Annotated in this window: 21 protein-coding genes and 1 pseudogene; all 22 read left to right on the forward strand. The window is 42.7% G+C overall.

The annotated features are described in order from the left end of the window. Positions 1 to 2 precede the first annotated feature (2 nt). The 22 genes and pseudogenes from DWY57_RS12300 (at position 3) to DWY57_RS12400 (ending at position 17,083) form a co-directional block, all read left to right on the forward strand. Positions 3 to 1,163 carry a glycosyltransferase family 4 protein gene (locus DWY57_RS12300; RefSeq protein WP_016273544.1) on the forward strand — a complete coding sequence of 387 codons (1,161 nt, stop codon included), beginning with the start codon at positions 3 to 5 and terminating at the stop codon, positions 1,161 to 1,163. Next, entirely contained in the window at positions 1,160 to 1,789 is a 630-nt protein-coding gene (locus DWY57_RS12305; protein WP_016273545.1) for an acetyltransferase, read from the forward strand. Before DWY57_RS12300 ends, DWY57_RS12305 begins: the two co-directional genes overlap by 4 nt. A 12-nt stretch (positions 1,790 to 1,801) precedes the next feature. Continuing rightward, the gene (locus DWY57_RS12310; protein ID WP_016273546.1) at positions 1,802 to 2,032 is read left to right on the forward strand and encodes an acyl carrier protein; all 231 of its coding nucleotides are present in this window, start codon (positions 1,802 to 1,804) and stop codon (positions 2,030 to 2,032) included. Further along, on the forward strand, positions 2,032 to 2,784 hold the full coding sequence (locus tag DWY57_RS12315) for an SDR family oxidoreductase (protein ID WP_035457922.1): 753 nt from the start codon (positions 2,032 to 2,034) through the stop codon (positions 2,782 to 2,784). The genes DWY57_RS12310 and DWY57_RS12315 overlap by 1 nt, the downstream gene beginning before the upstream one ends. 5 nt (positions 2,785 to 2,789) lie before the next feature. Continuing rightward, positions 2,790 to 3,548 (forward strand): SDR family oxidoreductase, encoded by a 759-nt coding sequence (locus DWY57_RS12320; protein WP_016273548.1) that lies wholly within the window; start codon positions 2,790 to 2,792, stop codon positions 3,546 to 3,548. Between the two features lie 14 nt (positions 3,549 to 3,562). Then, positions 3,563 to 4,960: an AMP-binding protein gene (locus tag DWY57_RS12325; protein WP_016273549.1), complete on the forward strand. Its 1,398-nt coding sequence runs from the start codon at positions 3,563 to 3,565 to the stop codon at positions 4,958 to 4,960. Positions 4,961 to 4,974: 14 nt separating this feature from the next. Then, positions 4,975 to 5,214, forward strand: a complete 240-nt coding sequence (locus DWY57_RS12330; RefSeq protein ID WP_009126887.1) for an acyl carrier protein — start codon at positions 4,975 to 4,977, stop codon at positions 5,212 to 5,214. 11 nt (positions 5,215 to 5,225) lie between these two features. Further along, positions 5,226 to 6,320, forward strand: a complete 1,095-nt coding sequence (locus DWY57_RS12335) for a ketoacyl-ACP synthase III (RefSeq protein ID WP_098032047.1) — start codon at positions 5,226 to 5,228, stop codon at positions 6,318 to 6,320. Beyond that, a complete protein-coding gene (locus DWY57_RS12340; protein WP_098032046.1) occupies positions 6,284 to 6,760 on the forward strand; it encodes an acyltransferase in 477 nt (158 codons plus the stop codon). The genes DWY57_RS12335 and DWY57_RS12340 overlap by 37 nt, the downstream gene beginning before the upstream one ends. Positions 6,761 to 6,772: 12 nt before the next feature. Then, positions 6,773 to 7,381 carry a sugar transferase gene (locus tag DWY57_RS12345; RefSeq protein WP_098032045.1) on the forward strand — a complete coding sequence of 203 codons (609 nt, stop codon included), beginning with the start codon at positions 6,773 to 6,775 and terminating at the stop codon, positions 7,379 to 7,381. A gap of 1 nt (position 7,382) precedes the next feature. Next, on the forward strand, positions 7,383 to 7,970 hold the full coding sequence (locus DWY57_RS12350; RefSeq protein WP_098032044.1) for an MBL fold metallo-hydrolase: 588 nt from the start codon (positions 7,383 to 7,385) through the stop codon (positions 7,968 to 7,970). Positions 7,971 to 8,076: 106 nt separating this feature from the next. Continuing rightward, positions 8,077 to 9,327 carry an aminotransferase class I/II-fold pyridoxal phosphate-dependent enzyme gene (locus DWY57_RS12355; protein WP_005836416.1) on the forward strand — a complete coding sequence of 417 codons (1,251 nt, stop codon included), beginning with the start codon at positions 8,077 to 8,079 and terminating at the stop codon, positions 9,325 to 9,327. Positions 9,328 to 9,386: 59 nt separating this feature from the next. Then, positions 9,387 to 9,614 (forward strand): annotated as a pseudogene (locus DWY57_RS12360) (hypothetical protein); the annotation flags it as partial. A 187-nt stretch (positions 9,615 to 9,801) separates the two neighbouring features. Beyond that, on the forward strand, positions 9,802 to 10,302 hold the full coding sequence (locus tag DWY57_RS12365) for an HU family DNA-binding protein (RefSeq protein WP_119961864.1): 501 nt from the start codon (positions 9,802 to 9,804) through the stop codon (positions 10,300 to 10,302). A gap of 32 nt (positions 10,303 to 10,334) precedes the next feature. Beyond that, a complete protein-coding gene (locus DWY57_RS20905) occupies positions 10,335 to 10,430 on the forward strand; it encodes a smalltalk protein (RefSeq protein ID WP_005828262.1) in 96 nt (31 codons plus the stop codon). 152 nt (positions 10,431 to 10,582) lie between these two features. Further along, on the forward strand, positions 10,583 to 13,045 hold the full coding sequence (gene pheT / locus DWY57_RS12370) for a phenylalanine--tRNA ligase subunit beta (protein ID WP_119961865.1): 2,463 nt from the start codon (positions 10,583 to 10,585) through the stop codon (positions 13,043 to 13,045). A 45-nt stretch (positions 13,046 to 13,090) separates the two neighbouring features. Continuing rightward, positions 13,091 to 13,828 (forward strand): YebC/PmpR family DNA-binding transcriptional regulator, encoded by a 738-nt coding sequence (locus tag DWY57_RS12375; RefSeq protein ID WP_005828265.1) that lies wholly within the window; start codon positions 13,091 to 13,093, stop codon positions 13,826 to 13,828. Next, positions 13,828 to 14,073, forward strand: a complete 246-nt coding sequence (locus DWY57_RS12380; protein WP_005828266.1) for a TIGR03905 family TSCPD domain-containing protein — start codon at positions 13,828 to 13,830, stop codon at positions 14,071 to 14,073. The genes DWY57_RS12375 and DWY57_RS12380 overlap by 1 nt, the downstream gene beginning before the upstream one ends. A 126-nt stretch (positions 14,074 to 14,199) precedes the next feature. After that, positions 14,200 to 15,465 carry an Nramp family divalent metal transporter gene (locus DWY57_RS12385; RefSeq protein ID WP_022401336.1) on the forward strand — a complete coding sequence of 422 codons (1,266 nt, stop codon included), beginning with the start codon at positions 14,200 to 14,202 and terminating at the stop codon, positions 15,463 to 15,465. 32 nt (positions 15,466 to 15,497) lie between these two features. Next, positions 15,498 to 16,262, forward strand: a complete 765-nt coding sequence (locus tag DWY57_RS12390; RefSeq protein ID WP_061411850.1) for an exodeoxyribonuclease III — start codon at positions 15,498 to 15,500, stop codon at positions 16,260 to 16,262. Then, the gene (locus DWY57_RS12395; RefSeq protein ID WP_034532774.1) at positions 16,262 to 16,732 is read left to right on the forward strand and encodes a C-GCAxxG-C-C family protein; all 471 of its coding nucleotides are present in this window, start codon (positions 16,262 to 16,264) and stop codon (positions 16,730 to 16,732) included. The genes DWY57_RS12390 and DWY57_RS12395 overlap by 1 nt, the downstream gene beginning before the upstream one ends. 150 nt (positions 16,733 to 16,882) lie before the next feature. Beyond that, a complete protein-coding gene (locus tag DWY57_RS12400) occupies positions 16,883 to 17,083 on the forward strand; it encodes a winged helix-turn-helix domain-containing protein (RefSeq protein ID WP_005828272.1) in 201 nt (66 codons plus the stop codon). Positions 17,084 to 17,168: the final 85 nt, after the last annotated feature.

The raw sequence follows: 17,168 nt of genomic DNA on the forward strand, positions 1-17,168 counted from the left end.
TTATGTATATATTGATGATTGCTCGTGGATATCCTACTGAAGAAGACCCTCAATGGGGATGCTTTGAACAAGATCAAGCTGAAGCATTATGTAATAATGGTCACCAAGTTGTTGTTCTTAGTGTTGATAGCCGTTTTTTATGGAAATTCAGAAAAGTAGGAATAACACATTATAGCAAAAATGGCGTAAATTATTATAATAGTTTTTGGTTTCCAGGTGTTTTGACGAGGACTATAAGTCGAAAATTTAATGTTTTCATAAAAAAATGCCAAGTGGATAAACTATATAAGAAAGTTGAGTTCTTGTATGGACGACCAGATGTAGTATATGGACAATTCTTTTTTAATACTGACATAGGAGTTTATCTTCAAAAAAAGTACAATTTGCCGTTAGTTGGTATAGAACATGCCGGTAGATTTAATTCTGACCGGCTAGATTCGATTACAAAATGGATGGCAACTAATGCTTATGCAAATGCTGACGAAATAATAACGGTCTCTCAAACTTTGCGAAAAAGGATATTATATCATTTTAAAAGAGATAGTTATGTTATCCATAATTTAGTCAATAATATATTTTTCGATTCTGTAAGGAAAGTCGAAAAAACAAATAGCTTTTCTTTCGTATCTACAGGGAGTTTAGTTTACGGCAAAGGTTTTGATTTATTAATAGAGGCATTTTCTCTTATTAATAGAAGAAATAAAGATATACATTTAGTTATAATAGGTGATGGAGTAGAAAGACAAAATTTGCAAAAGCAGATAGATAATTTAAAACTCTCGCATAATATTCATTTGGTAGGAAAGAAAACAAAGGGTGAGATTGTCCAAATATTAAGTGATAGTTCTGTTTTCATATTACCTTCACGTAGCGAAAATTTTTCAGTATCAATATTAGAAGGATTAGCTGTAGGTTTACCTGTTATTGCAACTCTCTGTGGCGGAGTTAAGGAGTGTATTAATGAAAAAAATGGGTTATTAGTTCCTGTTGAAAATGTACCAGCATTAGCTGATGCTATGAAAAAAATGTATGATACATTGGGTGAATATGATAGTCAGGAAATTGCTCAAGATTGTTATAATAGATTTTCACCTTCTGTGATTTCCGATAAATTGGTAGATGTTTTCCAAAAAGCAGTCGAAAAAAAGAAAAAAATGTCATGAAGAATCTTATAATTATTGCCGCCGGTGGTATGGGTCGTACTTTATATGATATGGCACGTGAAAGTTTAGGTTTTGCAACAGAATTTGTCATTAAAGGTTTTATTGATGATAATTTGTCCGCATTGAATGACTTTCCAAATTATCCTCCGGTAATAGATAAGATTAGTACTTATATACCACAGAACGATGATGTTTTTGTCTGCTCTATAGGTGGAAATGCCCGTAAAAAATGTATGGGTGAAATTATTAATAGAGGAGGACGTTTTATTTCCTTAATCCATCATACTGCTAGAATTGGTTCTAATGTAAAATTGGGTGAAGGAAATATTATCGGTGCTTATACAAGCATTGGTGCTGATGCTGTGATAGGTGATTATAATATGATACAATCTTATACAGTAGTGGGGCATGATGTTCGTTTGGGTGATTGGAATCGTATTGATACACATGTCACTTGTGTAGGTGGTACGGTTGTTGGAAATGAGGTAGATATTTATACTTCTTCCGTGTTAAATCATGGAGTTGTTGTAGAAGATAATGCTCATGTTGGCGCTTGTAGTTTTGTTATACGCAGAGTTAAAGCTGGTACTACTGTTATGGGAAATCCTGCTAAAAGATTAATATAAATAATAAATAAGATGGAATTAGTAGACTTTATTGAAAAATTTGCTGAGCAATTTGATGATGTAGATGTAGAACAACTTAGTTCTACAACTAAATTTCGCGAGTTAGATGGTTACACATCGCTGGTTGCTCTATTGATTATTACAATGATTGATGAGGAATATGATGTCACTGTTACTGGTGATGATATGAAACAGCAGGCAACTATTGGTGATTTGTATAATTTGGTATCTTCCCGTTTGTAATGTATAATCCTTTTTCTTTAGAAGGGAAGACTGTACTAGTTACAGGTGCTTCATCCGGTATCGGACGAGCTACTGCCATTGAATGTTCGAAGCTGGGAGCAACTTTAGTTCTGACAGGTAGGAATGAGAGTGCTTTGCAAGAAACTAAAGAGTTGCTATCTGATTCAAATAAAGAGCATTTAATGCTGGTTGCTGATTTAAGAATAGAAGAATCCTGTGAGAAATTGGTGGCTCAATTACCAGTATTGGATGGCTTTGTTTGCAATGCGGGAATAGGAAAAATGTTACCATTGCAATTCTACTCTTTGGATGTACTAAACGAAGTATTTCAGATGAATTGTTTTGTTCCTATGCTGCTACTGAAATTGTTGGTGAAGAAAAAGAAACTGAGAAATTCATCTTCAGTAGTCTTTACTGCATCAATTTCTGGTTATAATAATGTGGCGCCTGCAAATGGTATTTATGGAACTTCAAAGAGTGCCTTGAGCACTTATATGAAATATGCTGCCTTGGAGTTGGCAGGGAAGGGGATTCGATGTAATGCTGTACAGCCGGGAAGAATCAATACTCCTTTGATTTCTAATCGTTTGCTATCAGAGGAAGATGTGACTAAAGACATAGAACAATATCCGATGAAGCGTTATGGCAAGCCGGAAGAAGTGGCTCATGCTATAATTTATTTACTTTCCGATGCTTCTGCATGGGTTACAGGTACTAACTTGGTAATTGATGGAGGTCGTAGTCTGAAATAATTTGTATGGAAAGGCTTTTATATAATAAGATATGTATTGTTACCGGTGCCGCACAAGGCATCGGTAAATCTATAGCTGAACGTTTTGCTTCAGATGGTGCAATAGTTTATGCTTGCGACCGTGCTGAAGGAGTTATGGATGAATGGGCGAAGGCTTGTTCAGAAGATAATCATACCCGTGTGCTTCCTTTGTATTTTGATGTGACGGATGCTACTGCTGTAAAATCAGCCTTTATGTCCGTATTCAAACTAGAAGGTCGTATTGATGCACTGGTTAACAATGCGGGTGTGGTATTTAATAAGAAAATCGGTATGATATTGCGTCCGGAAACAGAACTGATGTTCCGTGTGAATGTAATAGCTGTAATTGAAATGATTCAGCTGGTTTCTCGTTTGATGGCTCGCAATCATAGTGGATCTATTGTAAACATTGCATCGGTAACGGCAGTACTAGGCTCACCGGGACAATCTGCTTACTCTGCAACTAAAGGGGCAATTATGGCTTTTACTAGATCTGCAGCCAAAGAGCTGGCATCTCAGGGGATTCGTGTGAATGCAGTTGCACCGGGTATTGTTAAAACGGAACGTTTTTCAGAACTTTATGAAGAAAGTGGCGAAAAAATCGATACTCGTATTCAAAAGATTGCTTTAGGACGCTTGGGAACTCCTGAAGATGTTGCTAATGCTTGTGCTTTTCTTGTTTCAGACCGTTCTTCTTATATTTCAGGCCAGATATTGGGAGTTGATGGCTGTGCTTCCATTTAGAATAAAATAACCGAATGATATTGAATTTAAATAAGCAGGCGCAGGATGCGTTTGCTGCAGTTGATGCTTTGGGGAATACCTTGAAGTATGGTGAGTTGTTGGATTTTTCCGAGAATATATCTACCATTCTTCCCAGTCGTTCCTTATTATTCTTATTGACAGAAAATAATGTCGGAGGTATAGCCTGGAGTGTAGGTTGTATCAATTCCGGCAATGTTCCTTTAATATTGAATGCACATATTGAAAAGGAACTTCTTTATAATTTGCTTGACATTTATCGCCCTTCTTATGTTTGTGTGCCCTCGTTGATGGCGGTTGACCTGCATTATGAAGTGGTGTGTGAATATTATGGCTATACCCTCTTGCGTACAGGAATGGAGGATTGTGCAATGCATCCGGATCTATCTCATCTTCTACCTACTTCCGGTTCAACGGGTAGTCCTAAGTTGGTACGGCATAAATATAGTAATATAGAAGCAGCGGCCTTAAATATCTCTACTTTCTTTGGCTTGACTTCCAATGACCGTCCTTTGCTTGTCCTTCCATTATATTATACTATGGGGCTGTCAGTGGTATTCAGTCATCTTTATGTTGGGGCTACTGTGTTGATAACCAATCAAAGTATGACCGATAAAGCTTTCTGGAGTTTCATGAAGGAGCAGCGGGCCACCAGTTTTACAGGAGTGCCTTACAGCTTTGAGATTTTGAATCTGATGCGTTTCTTCCGTATGGATTTGCCTGATTTGACCTTGCTTACTCAGGGTGGCGGTAAGATACCTCGCCAGCTGAATCTGAAGTTTGCTGAATATTGCCGTGACACCGGCAAACGCTGGATAGCTACTTACGGCCAGTCTGAAGGTACTGCCCGCATGGCCTATCTTCCTGCTGAATATGCAATATCCAAATGCGGGAGCATAGGTCGGGCAGTTCCCAATGCGGAACTGTCCCTGATAGATAGTGACGGAAATGTGATAGAAGGTTCTCACACGGAAGGTGAAATGTGCTACCGTGGCAAGAATGTGACGATGGGATATGCCCGTAGTCGGGAAGATTTGCTGCTGGGTGATGAGCGTAATGGCTTTATGCGTACCGGTGACTTGGCTTACAGGGATGAGGACGGCTGTTATTACATTGTAGGGCGTATGGGACGTTTCCTGAAGCTGTTTGGCATGCGTATCGGTCTGGATGAGTGTGAACAGATAATCAAAGGGAAATATCCGATAGAATGCGCTTGTGTGGGTACGGACGATAAGATGACCGTCTATCTGACCGATGAGAAATATGCAGTGGCTGTAAAGGAAGTACTGGTTGAAAAGACCAAGCTGGTAGCCTCGGCTTTTGAGGTAAAAGTGATAGCTGACATACCCAAGAATGAGGCGGGAAAAATATTGTATAGTAAGTTGAATTCATAAAAAAGACAGGAACGATGACAAATATTGAAAAGTATAATGACGCTTTTGTAGAAGTGTTTGGTGTGGACAGTGCAGTGTTGAACGATAGTTTTTCAAAAGACAGTGTGGAATCCTGGGATTCTGTTCACCAACTGAATATAATCGCATTGCTGGAAGAGTCCTTTGACGTAATGTTTGACCCGGAGGATATCATGGAGTTTACTTCCTATGGAAAGGGACGTGAAATCTTGAAAAAATACGAAGTCGAACTTTAAGGGTCAAGGTAATGGCAAGATGGGAAATTAAGAATGTCGGCATGAAGGGAGTGGCAATGGCTGTTCCGGAGAATGTGGTAAAAACTTCCGAACTGGGACTTCTTTCCCAAGAGGAAGCTGATGTATTTGACAATACAGTCGGTATAAAAGAAAGGCATATCGCTCCGGACACAATGTGTGCCTCGGATATGTGCCAGGCTGCCGCTGAGAAACTGCTTGAAGAGCTGGGTTGGGAGAAGGACAGCATTGATGTATTGCTGTTTGAGTCTGTTACGGGTGATTATCGTACTCCTCCTACTTCCTGCATATTGCAAGACAGGCTTGGCTTGTCGGAAAATTGTTTCTGTATGGATATTCCGATGGGGTGTTGCGGGTGCATGTATGCTATAACGGTTGCCGGTAATCTGTTGACGGCAGGTAATGTAAAACGTGCCTTGTTGCTTGTAGGTGATACGGCTTTGCGGATGGGGTCCATGAAAGACAAAAGCCGTGTACCTTTATTCGGTGACTGCGGTACAGCCATAGCTTTGGAATATGATGAGACTGCCAGTGATATTGTGGTTGATTTTCATACTTATGGCAAGGGATATGAAGCTTTGATGACCCCTCATGGTGGTTTCCGCCATCCGGCTACACCTGCTTCCTTTGAATATGAAGATTTTGGCAATGGCATTGTGCGTGCTCCCATTCATACATTGATAAATGGAATGAATGTCTTTTCTTTCGCGATATCCCGTCCTCCTAAATCCGTCGAGGCCTTTTTGGATGATTATAAAATTAATCGTGAAACGGATATAGACTATTTCTTGATTCACCAGGCGAACAAGATGATTGTGGATCGTATTGTGAAGAAGTTGAAGTTGCCCAAAGAGAAGGTTCCTTATAACCTGGAGGAGTTTGGAAACTTGGGTGGAGCTTCTATTCCTTCATTAATGGTGAGCCGCTTGCGTGAACGGCTGATGCAGGAAGAGACTACCTTGTTGATGTCCTCTTTTGGGCTTGGATTAAGCTGGGGGACAATGTGGATGAAGACGAAACCTATGGTGATACCTAAAATGCAGATTCTAAAATGGGAAAGGACAAATTATCTTATAGACAAAGAATAAGTAGATTAGTTAGTTTGACTTATAGTTTTTATTTGCGGAAAGTACGGAGAATTGACTTAGGAACTAATTGCCAGATATCTTGGAGAGCTACAATTGATAGAGCTAATCCTAAAGGTGTGCATATTGGCGATAATAGTAGGGTGGCTTTGGAAGCTTTGATTATAGCTCATGATTATTCTAGAGGGAAAAACATGTGGTGTGATACATATATTGGGCATCATTGTGTTATTGGAGGACGTGCAATAATATTACCAGGAGTATCATTGGGAAATCATGTTTTTGTAGGAGCCGGTTCTGTCGTAACTAAAAGTTTTCCCGATCATTGTTTAATAGCTGGAAACCCTGCACGAATTATAAAAAAAGGAATTGTAATTAGTGATAATACACAAATAATAGATGCGGGGTATCGTATAAAGAAAGAGAACTCTTTTGATCAATGAAATTGTAGGCTTATGTATAAAAGAGGATTAAAGCCTGGGTTAGACTTTGTAATTGTTTTTATAGCTCTGTTGGTTATCTGGCCCATATTACTTCTTCTGATAATTTTCCTCCATTTCACCAATAAGGGTGCCGGTGTCTTTTTCACCCAGGATCGCTCCGGAAAAAATGCTCGAATATTCAAAGCCATAAAGTTTAAGACAATGACAGATGAGCGGGATTCAGAGGGAAATTTGTTGCCAGATGCTGAACGTTTGACAAAGATTGGGAAAATAGTCCGTTCTTTTTCCATAGATGAATTACCACAACTAATAAATGTATTAAAGGGGGATATGGCATTAGTTGGTCCCCGTCCTTTATTGCCGAAGTATCTTCCTTTATATTCGGAGGAACAGTTCCGTCGTCATGAAGTCCGTCCGGGAATTACGGGGTGGGCACAGGTAAACGGGCGGAATGATATCAGTTGGAAACGTAAGTTTGAACTGGATGTGTGGTACGTGGATCATATTTCTTTCTGGTTGGACGTGAAGATTATTATGCTAACCATAAAGAAAGTGTTCGTTAGGGAAGGGATCAATAAGGAAGGTAATGCTACCACTGAGGCTTTCAACGGTCATAACTGAAATGAACATCCATCAGATTGTCAATTCTGTTTTCACCTCCAATGCTTATATACTGTCTGTTGAGGGGAAAGATGGGCATGTATTGATAGATATTGGGGATATTGCTCCTATAAAGCTGTGTGTTCAGGAAAAGTGCGGAACGGTACAAGCCTTGTTTCTGACTCATACTCATTACGACCATATTTATGGTATAAAAGATTTATTACGATTGTATCCTGATTGCACAGTTTACACTTCCTCTTTCGGTAAGGAGGCTTTAGGTTCGGATAAACTTAATTTTTCCCGTTATCACAATGATCCTGTAATATGGATGGGAGATAATGTGACGGTTTTACATGAGAATGATAAAGTGGAAATATTTCCGGGAATTTTCGTGGAAGTGTTTGAAACTCCCGGACATGATAAAAGCTGCCTTACCTATAAAGTCGAGAACAATGTTTTCTCGGGTGATTCATATATCCCGGGTGTTAAAGTCATTGCCTCATTCCCTAATAGCGATAGGGAAGATGCACGGATCTCGAAAGAACGTATCATGGAATTAACAAAGGATTGCAGTCTGTATCCCGGTCATGGAAACATTTATGAGTAAATTATCCCGATATCAGGAAAAGATTTATAAAGCCGTTTCCTTTCTTTTTATTCCCCACTATGTGAGGAATCCGGAGTCTGATCATTAAATAATCACATATATATTTATGGATAAAACTATTTATCTCTGCCTTGCCCATATGAGCGAGGAGGGTATTGAACAGAAATATGTAAAAGAAGCCTTCGATACGAACTGGGTGGTTCCTCTTGGTCCTAATGTGAATGCTTTTGAAGAGGATTTGAAACGTTTTGTAGGCGAAGGCAAGGAAGTGGTGGCACTTTCGGCCGGTACGGCGGCAGTACATTTGGCTCTGTTGGCTTGCGGAGTGGGACAGGGTGACGAAGTGATTGTACAAAGCTTCACATTCTGTGCGTCTTCGCATCCGGTCACTTATCTGGGGGCTGTTCCGGTATTTGTGGATTCTGAGAAAGAAACTTGGAACATGTCTCCGGAACTGTTGGAAGAAGCCATCAAGGACCGCATTGCCAAGACTGGAAAAAAGCCAAAAGCTATTGTTCCTGTGGCATTGTACGGCATGCCCTATGACTGTACACGTATCATGGAGATAGCCGATAGGTATGCTATTCCAGTGGTGGAAGATGCTGCCGAAGGTTTTGGCTCCCGTTTTAAGGGACAGGTACTGGGGACGTTCGGCAAGTTCGGGGTGCTGAGCTTTAACGGTAACAAGATGATTACTACCAGTGGCGGTGGTGCGTTGATTTGTAAAGATGCCGAAAGCAAGAATCAAATCATGTGGTATGCCACGCAGGCTCGTGAGGCTTATCCTTATTACCAGCATGAGGCGATAGGGTATAACTATCGCATGAGTAATATATGTGCAGGTATTGGTCGTGGTCAAATGACCGTTGCCGATAAGCATATTGCACATCACCGACATGTGCAGGCTCTCTATAAGGAACTGCTTAAGGATGTGGAGGGGGTATTGCTGCATGAAGCTCCTTCGGCTGATTATGACTCTAATTTCTGGCTTTGTACAATCACTCTGGATTCTTCACTTCGCATCAAAGGGCAGGAAAATGCTTATAAGGATGTTGTCAGGACTGCCGTAGGTGGTGCTGCAGGTGTGATTCATGCCGTAGATTGTGCTACGACAGATTGCCAACCCAACGAGAATGTGGAGGCTTTGCGTGCTTTTATGCTTGGCAAAAAAATAGAGGCACGTCCGGTTTGGAAACCGATGCACAAGCAGCCGGTCTATAAGGATGCTCCGGCTTATATCAATGGGGTATCCGAAGCTATTTTTAAAATCGGTATGTGCCTTCCTGCCGGGCCGTGGGTGACTGATGAAGATGTATATTATATCGTGGAGTGTATAAAAGAGGCTATAGTAAAATAATAGATGAAAATACAGCTTTTTTAACTACGACCTTGACAACGCTGTCGGTTGCCAATACGTTTGTCAATGCGGATTTCATCTATACCGTTGTCTGTTCCGTTCTAGTCTTCTGCTTCTTCAATTTCTGCAAGCGTGCCAAATATTCACCGCCTGATGCTTCATGAGAATATCGGACTACCGCATCGCAAACATCTTATCAGATTATGGCGAATGAGCTGAAGATTCCCCATATCATAGTATCTTTGACCTATATGGCAGTACAGGCAATCATCATCGTAGGATATCTTGATTAAGTTGGCTTGCCTAATCTGTCAGCTTGTAAATCAATACTTTATGAACTTATCTCAGAAAACAGCTTCAGCGAGGCTGTTTTCTTTGTTTGCAGGCAAATATATCCTCACCTTTGCATTGTTGATCAACAAAAGGAGATTAAAAACCATGTTGAATTAAAAATGTAAAAAGGAGAAAGATAGTATGCCTTTATTTTATTATGCAAGACAGTCGTCTCTGGCGACGAAAGAAGGTGCCAAACTTTGGCATCTGAGTTTGAAGAAAGTGGGAAGGGCCGTGGATGCGCAACAGCTGGCTGAGGTGATTGCCGAGAAGTCTTCATTGACTCCGGGTGACGTACATAATGTAATCCGTAACCTGATGACGGTAATGAGGAGCCAGTTGCTGAACAGCCGTACGGTGCGTCTGGATGGCCTGGGCACATTCACCATGAAGGCCCGTACGCGAGGTAAGGGAGTGGTCAAATCTGAAGACGTGAATCCCAATCAGGTGACTGCTTTGCGCTGCCAGTTTACTCCGGAATACACGCGCCCGGCTGCCATCGGCACTACGCGTGCCCTGCTCCAGGGTGTGGAGTTTGAGAAATGGATGGGAGTGGTTACGGACGGTAAGGATGATGCCGGTGATGGTGGTAATTCCGGTGGCGGTTCCGACGGTGACCAGGGAGAGAACCCATTAGGATAAGATGTATTTACTAATTTTGAAAGATTAAGACTATGAAAAAGAACGTTTGGGACAAGATTTTGAAGGTAGTGATAGCTGTTGCTTCCGCCATATTGGGAGCTTTAGGCGCCAATGCAATGAATGTATAAATTGTAGATTTATATAGAATATTAGGAGAAAGGCGCTGAAGGAAAAGCACTTCATCGCCTTTTTGTTATTTTCTTCATTTATAATTCCCTGCCAACCAAAAAATCTTATTACCTTTGCAAGTCACTTTTGGAAACAATAAAAATATAATGATATGAATATCTCTTATAATTGGTTGAAAGAGTATGTCGATTTCGATTTGACACCGGATGAAGTTGCTGCGGCACTGACCTCCATCGGACTGGAAACGGGAAGTGTGGAAGAGGTGCAAACCATTAAAGGCGGACTGGAAGGACTGGTCATCGGCGAAGTGTTGACATGCGAAGCTCATCCTAACTCAGACCATATGCACGTCACTACGGTGAACCTGGGACAAGGTGAACCCGTGCAGATTGTATGCGGCGCTCCGAATGTAGCTGCCGGACAGAAAGTGGTAGTAGCCACGTTGGGTACAAAACTGTATGACGGTGACGAATGCTTTACCATCAAGAAATCAAAACTTCGTGGCGTGGAATCTGTCGGCATGATTTGTGCTGAGGATGAAATCGGTATCGGTACAGACCACGCAGGTATCATCGTACTGCCGGAGACTGCTGTTCCGGGTACGCTTGCCAAGGACTACTATAACATCAAGAGCGATTACGTGCTGGAAGTGGACATCACTCCCAACCGTGCCGATGCTTGCTCACATTATGGGGTGGCACGTGACTTGTATGCCTACTTGATACAGAACGGTAAGCCGGCTACTTTAAAGAAACCTTCGGTAGACGCTTTTGCGGTAGAAAATCACGATTTGGATATTAAAGTAACTGTAGAGAACAGCGAGGCATGTCCCCGATATGCCGGCGTTACGGTGAAAGGGGTTACAGTGAAAGAAAGCCCCGAATGGTTGCAGAACAAGTTGCGTATTATCGGTCTGCGTCCTATCAATAATGTGGTGGATATTACCAACTATATAGTCCATGCTTTCGGCCAGCCGCTGCACTGCTTCGATGCAGATAAGATTAAAGGCGGTGAGGTGATTGTAAAGACCATGCCGGAAGGTACTCCGTTTGTAACTCTTGATGGCGTGGAGCGTAAATTGAACGAACGCGACCTGATGATTTGCAACAAGGAAGAGGCGATGTGTATTGCCGGTGTGTTCGGCGGTCTGGATTCCGGTTCTACGGAAACCACCAAGGATGTGTTCCTTGAAAGTGCCTACTTCCATCCCACATGGGTGCGCAAGACAGCCCGTCGTCATGGATTGAACACAGATGCTTCTTTCCGTTTTGAAAGAGGTATTGACCCGAATGCCACTATTTACTGCCTGAAGCTGGCTGCTTTGATGGTAAAGGAACTTGCCGGAGGTACCATTTCTTCTGAAATAAAAGATGTGTGCGCCGCTCCTGCCAAGGATTTCCGTGTGGAACTTGCCTATGAGAAAGTGAACTCACTGATTGGTAAAGTTATTCCGGTGGATACCATCAAGAGCATCGTGACAAGTCTGGAAATGAAGATTGTAGACGAGACAGCCGAAGGGCTTACACTGGATGTTCCTCCTTACCGTGTGGACGTGCAGCGCGATTGCGATGTGATAGAGGATATTCTGCGTATCTACGGATATAATAATGTGGAGATTCCGACTACCTTGAAGTCTTGTCTGACTACCAAGGGTGAATATGATAAATCCAACAAACTGCAGAACTTGGTTGCCGAGCAGCTGGTGGGCTGTGGTTTCAATGAGATTCTGAATAACTCATTGACTCGTGCCGCTTACTATGACAACTTGGAGTCTTATCCATCAAAGAATCTGGTAATGTTGCTGAATCCGTTGAGTGCAGACTTGAATGCCATGCGTCAGACACTGCTTTTCGGTGGATTGGAAAGCATCTCGCACAACGCCAACCGTAAGAATGCAGACCTGAAATTCTTTGAATTCGGTAATTGTTATCACTTCAACGAGAAAAAGAAGAATCCGGAGAAAGTGCTTGCCGCTTATTCCGAAGACTATCATCTTGGTTTGTGGGTGACTGGCAAGAGGGTGGCCAACTCATGGGCTCATCCGGATGAGAACAGCTCGGTATATGAGCTGAAGGCATACGTTGAGAATGTCTTTGCCAGATTGGGGCTGCACATGCATGATTTGGTTGTCGGCAATCTGACTGATGACATCTATGCTGCCGGTTTATCCGTACAGACAAGGGGTGGAAAGCGGTTGGCTACTTTCGGTATTGTAACAAAGAAGCTGCTGAAGGCATTCGATATTGACAACGAGGTTTACTATGCCGATTTCAACTGGAAAGAATTGCTGAAGGCCATCCGCAATGTGAAGGTGAGCTATACGGAAATCTCCAAGTTCCCTGCCGTGAAACGCGACTTGGCGTTACTGCTCGACAAGAAAGTGCAATTTGCGGAAATCGAGAAGATTGCCTACGAGACGGAGAAAAAGCTGCTGAAGGAGGTTTCTCTCTTCGACGTTTACGAGGGTAAGAATCTGGAAGCCGGTAAGAAGAGTTACGCGGTGAGCTTCCTGCTGCAGGATGAGAATGCCACGTTGAACGATAAGCAGATTGACAAGATTATGTCCAAACTAGTGAAGAACCTGGAGGACAAGTTGAATGCCAAGCTGCGTTGATTCATTATTCAGAATTTATAATTCATAATTTAAAATACAGTTCCAATGGGAAGAGCGTTTGAATATAGAAAAGCTGCCAAATTGAAAAGATGGGGTCACATGGCAAAGACCTTTACAAGACTGGGTAAACAAATTGCTATTGCGGTGAAGGCCGGTGGTCCGGAGCCGGAAAACAACCCGACACTGCGTTCGGTAATCGCTACTTGTAAGCGTGAAAACATGCCGAAGGATAATATTGAACGTGCTATCAAGAATGCGATGGGTAAAGACCAGAGCGACTATAAGGGTATGACTTATGAAGGATACGGTCCTCACGGTGTAGCTGTTTTTGTGGATACGCTGACTGATAATACTACCCGTACAGTAGCCGATGTGCGTTCCGTGTTCAACAAGTTCGGCGGTAACTTGGGAACAATGGGTTCACTGGCTTTCTTGTTTGACCACAAGTGTGTGTTCACTTTCAAGAAGAAAGACGGTATCGATATGGAGGAACTCATTCTTGACTTGATAGACTATGACGTAGAGGAAGACTACGAAGAGGATGAAGAAGAAGGTACTATCACTATTTATGGTGATCCGAAAAGCTATGCAGCTATCCAGAAACATTTGGAAGAGTGCGGTTTTGAAGATGTCGGCGGTGAGTTTACCTATATCCCGAACGATATGAAGGATGTGACTCCCGAGCAACGCGAAACTATCGACAAGATGATAGAGCGTCTCGAAGAGTTTGATGATGTACAGACGGTTTATACTAACATGAAACCGGAAGAAGGCGGAGAATAATGACATATACATACAAGACGCAAGGTACGTGTAGCAGTAACATCGAACTGGATGTGGAAGATGGTATTGTGAAAGAAGTGGCATTTTGGGGTGGATGTAATGGAAACCTGCAAGGACTTTCACGTTTGGTGAAAGGCATGCCGGTAGATGCGGTGATTGCTCGTTTGGAAGGAATTCGCTGCGGAAGACGTTCCACTTCCTGCCCCGACCAATTGTGCAAGGCATTGCACGAGATGGGGTATTGAGCCTCCTGCCTGAAAGAATGGATGAGAGCCCCTGACATTGAAAGATGCCAGGGGCTTTTTTTGAACCTAACATGGAGGTATTTGTTATTATTTGAGTATTTTTACGCTCTTAATTGAACAGACACAATGAAGAATATTTTTAAAGACTTGAAACGGAGAGACCACAAACGCTATCTGGGCGGTCTGGACGTTTTTAAATATATAGGTCCCGGACTGCTGGTGACTGTGGGCTTTATTGACCCGGGGAACTGGGCATCTAATTTTGCGGCAGGGTCTGAATTTGGCTATTCATTGCTGTGGGTCGTGACTTTATCCACTATCATGCTGATTGTATTGCAGCATAATGTGGCGCATCTTGGCATTGTAACCGGCTTGTGCTTGTCCGAAGCCGCTACCAAATATACTCCTTCCTGGGTGTCGCGTCCCATATTGGGTACAGCAGTGCTGGCTTCCATCTCGACTTCGCTGGCAGAGATATTGGGAGGTGCCATCGCTTTGCAGATGCTGTTTGACATTCCCATCATATGGGGCTCTATCTTGACTACCGTATTTGTAGTCGTCATGCTTTTCACTAATTCCTACAAGAAGATAGAACGTTCCATCATTGCTTTTGTTTCGGTCATCGGGCTCTCCTTTATCTATGAGCTGTTTCTGGTGAAGATAGATTGGCCGCTGGCTGCACAAGGGTGGGTGACACCTTCGTTTCCGCATGGGAGTATGCTGATTATCATGAGTGTACTCGGTGCGGTGGTGATGCCGCATAATCTGTTTCTGCATTCGGAAGTGATACAGAGCCATGAATATAATAAGAAAGATGATGCGTCCATCCGTAAGGTGTTGAAATATGAATTGTTCGACACGCTGTTCTCTATGATTGTGGGATGGGCCATCAACAGTGCCATGATACTGCTGGCAGCGGCAACTTTCTTTAAAAGCAGTATTCAGGTGGAAGAGTTGCAGCAGGCCAAATCCTTGCTGGAGCCGTTGCTGGGGAGCAGTGCTGCCGTGGTTTTTGCATTGGCATTACTGATGGCGGGTATATCTTCTACGATAACCAGCGGTATGGCGGCAGGTTCTATCTTTGCCGGTATTTTCGGAGAATCCTATCATATCAAAGATAGTCACTCGCAGGTGGGTGTGATTCTGTCGCTGGGCATTGCACTGCTGCTGATTTTCTTTATCGGAGACCCGTTCAAAGGACTGCTGATTTCACAGATGATACTGAGCATCCAGCTGCCGTTCACGGTTTTCCTGCAAGTAGGATTGACTTCTTCGCGCAAAGTGATGGGGCAGTATGTAAACAGCAAATGGAGTACATTTGTACTTTATGCCATTGCTGCGGTGGTCACTGTGCTGAATATCATGCTGCTGGTATCCGAGTTGACATCTTGAATAATTCATTTTTAAGAAATCAAATAAGTAGTATGAAGATTATTACATATAACGTAAATGGGCTGAGGGCTGCCGTGACAAAAGGTTTTCCCGAGTGGCTGGCACAAGAGCAGCCGGATGTGCTTTGTTTGCAGGAAACAAAGTTGCAACCGGAACAGTATCCGGCAGAGGCGCTGGATTCTTTGGGGTATAAGCATTACCTATATTCTGCACAGAAGAAGGGGTATAGCGGAGTCGCTATTCTGAGCAAGCAAGAACCGGACCATGTGGAATATGGTATGGGTATTGAAGAATACGATAACGAAGGGCGCTTTATCCGTGCCGACTTCGGCGATGTGTCCGTTGTGAGTGTTTATCATCCTTCCGGTACTAGCGGTGATGAACGCCAGGCCTTTAAGATGGTCTGGTTGGAGAAATTCCAGGAATATGTATTGGAGCTGGAACGTACGCGTCCTAAACTCATTCTTTGCGGCGATTATAATATCTGCCATGAGGCAATAGACATTCACGACCCTATCAGGAATGCCACCAACAGTGGCTTCCTGCCTGAAGAGCGGGAGTGGATGACGCGCTTTCTCAATGCGGGATTCATAGATTCCTTCCGTTGGCTTCATCCCGACAAGCAGGAATATACGTGGTGGAGCTATCGCTTTAATTCACGTGCCAAGAACAAAGGGTGGCGCATTGATTATTGCATGGTGAGTGAACCGGTGCGTCCGATGTTGAAGGAGGCGAGAATATTGGGTGACGTTGTTCATTCGGACCATTGTCCGATGTTGTTGGAAATTACAGAATAATGATGATGGAAACAAAAGACAGAATCGAAAAAGCTGTGGAGCTTTTCAAGAGTGGCTATAACTGTTCGCAATCGGTAGTGGGAGCTTTTGCAGATATGTATGGTTTTACAGAAGAGCAGGCTTTCCGGATGTCCGCCTCTTTTGGTGGTGGCATAGGTCGTATGAGGCAGACATGCGGTGCTGCATGCGGCATGTTCCTATTGGCCGGATTGGAAAAAGGAGCTGTGGAAGGCAAGGACCGTGAAGGTAAGGCGGCAAACTATGCGTTGGTGCAGGAGCTGGCTGCTGAATTCAAGAAACGAAACGGCTCTTTGATATGTGCTGAATTGTTGGGGTTGAGAAAACCGGAAGGTTCGTCCGTTCCGGAAGCCCGTACCGAGCAGTATTATGCTAAACGCCCGTGTGCCAGGATGGTAGAGGTAGCTGCCCAAATTTGGACCGAATACCTGGAAAAAACGTCCTCAAAGTAAGAAAAAAGAACTTTTTTACCTCTTAGTAAGAAAAAAAGTGCCTAATAACGTGTTGTATAACATAAATATACCTATCTTTGCAGCGATATAAAAACACCGACATCTCTATCTTTGGAGATGAGGATAACGTTTAACTAAAAGCAAATAGAAATGTTAAAAGAAAAAGCTGGTAATGTTGCAGGACAGATTTGGACTGCACTGAATGGCACAGATGGCTTGACTCACAAGCAAATCAAGAAAGCAACTAAACTGATCGACAAGGACTTCTTCCTGGGATTGGGCTGGTTGTTAAGAGAAGACAAGGTCTCTACTTCTGAAGTGGAAGGCGAATTGTTTGTAAAGCTGAACTAAGCGAGGAATTGATTGGAATGTTATAAAAAGATGCGTTGGTACATGAATATGTTATCAACGCATTTTTTTTATTTGCTCTGTTTTC

Source organism: Bacteroides sp. AF25-5LB, assembly GCF_003602965.1.
Lineage (GTDB): Bacteria > Bacteroidota > Bacteroidia > Bacteroidales > Bacteroidaceae > Bacteroides > Bacteroides uniformis.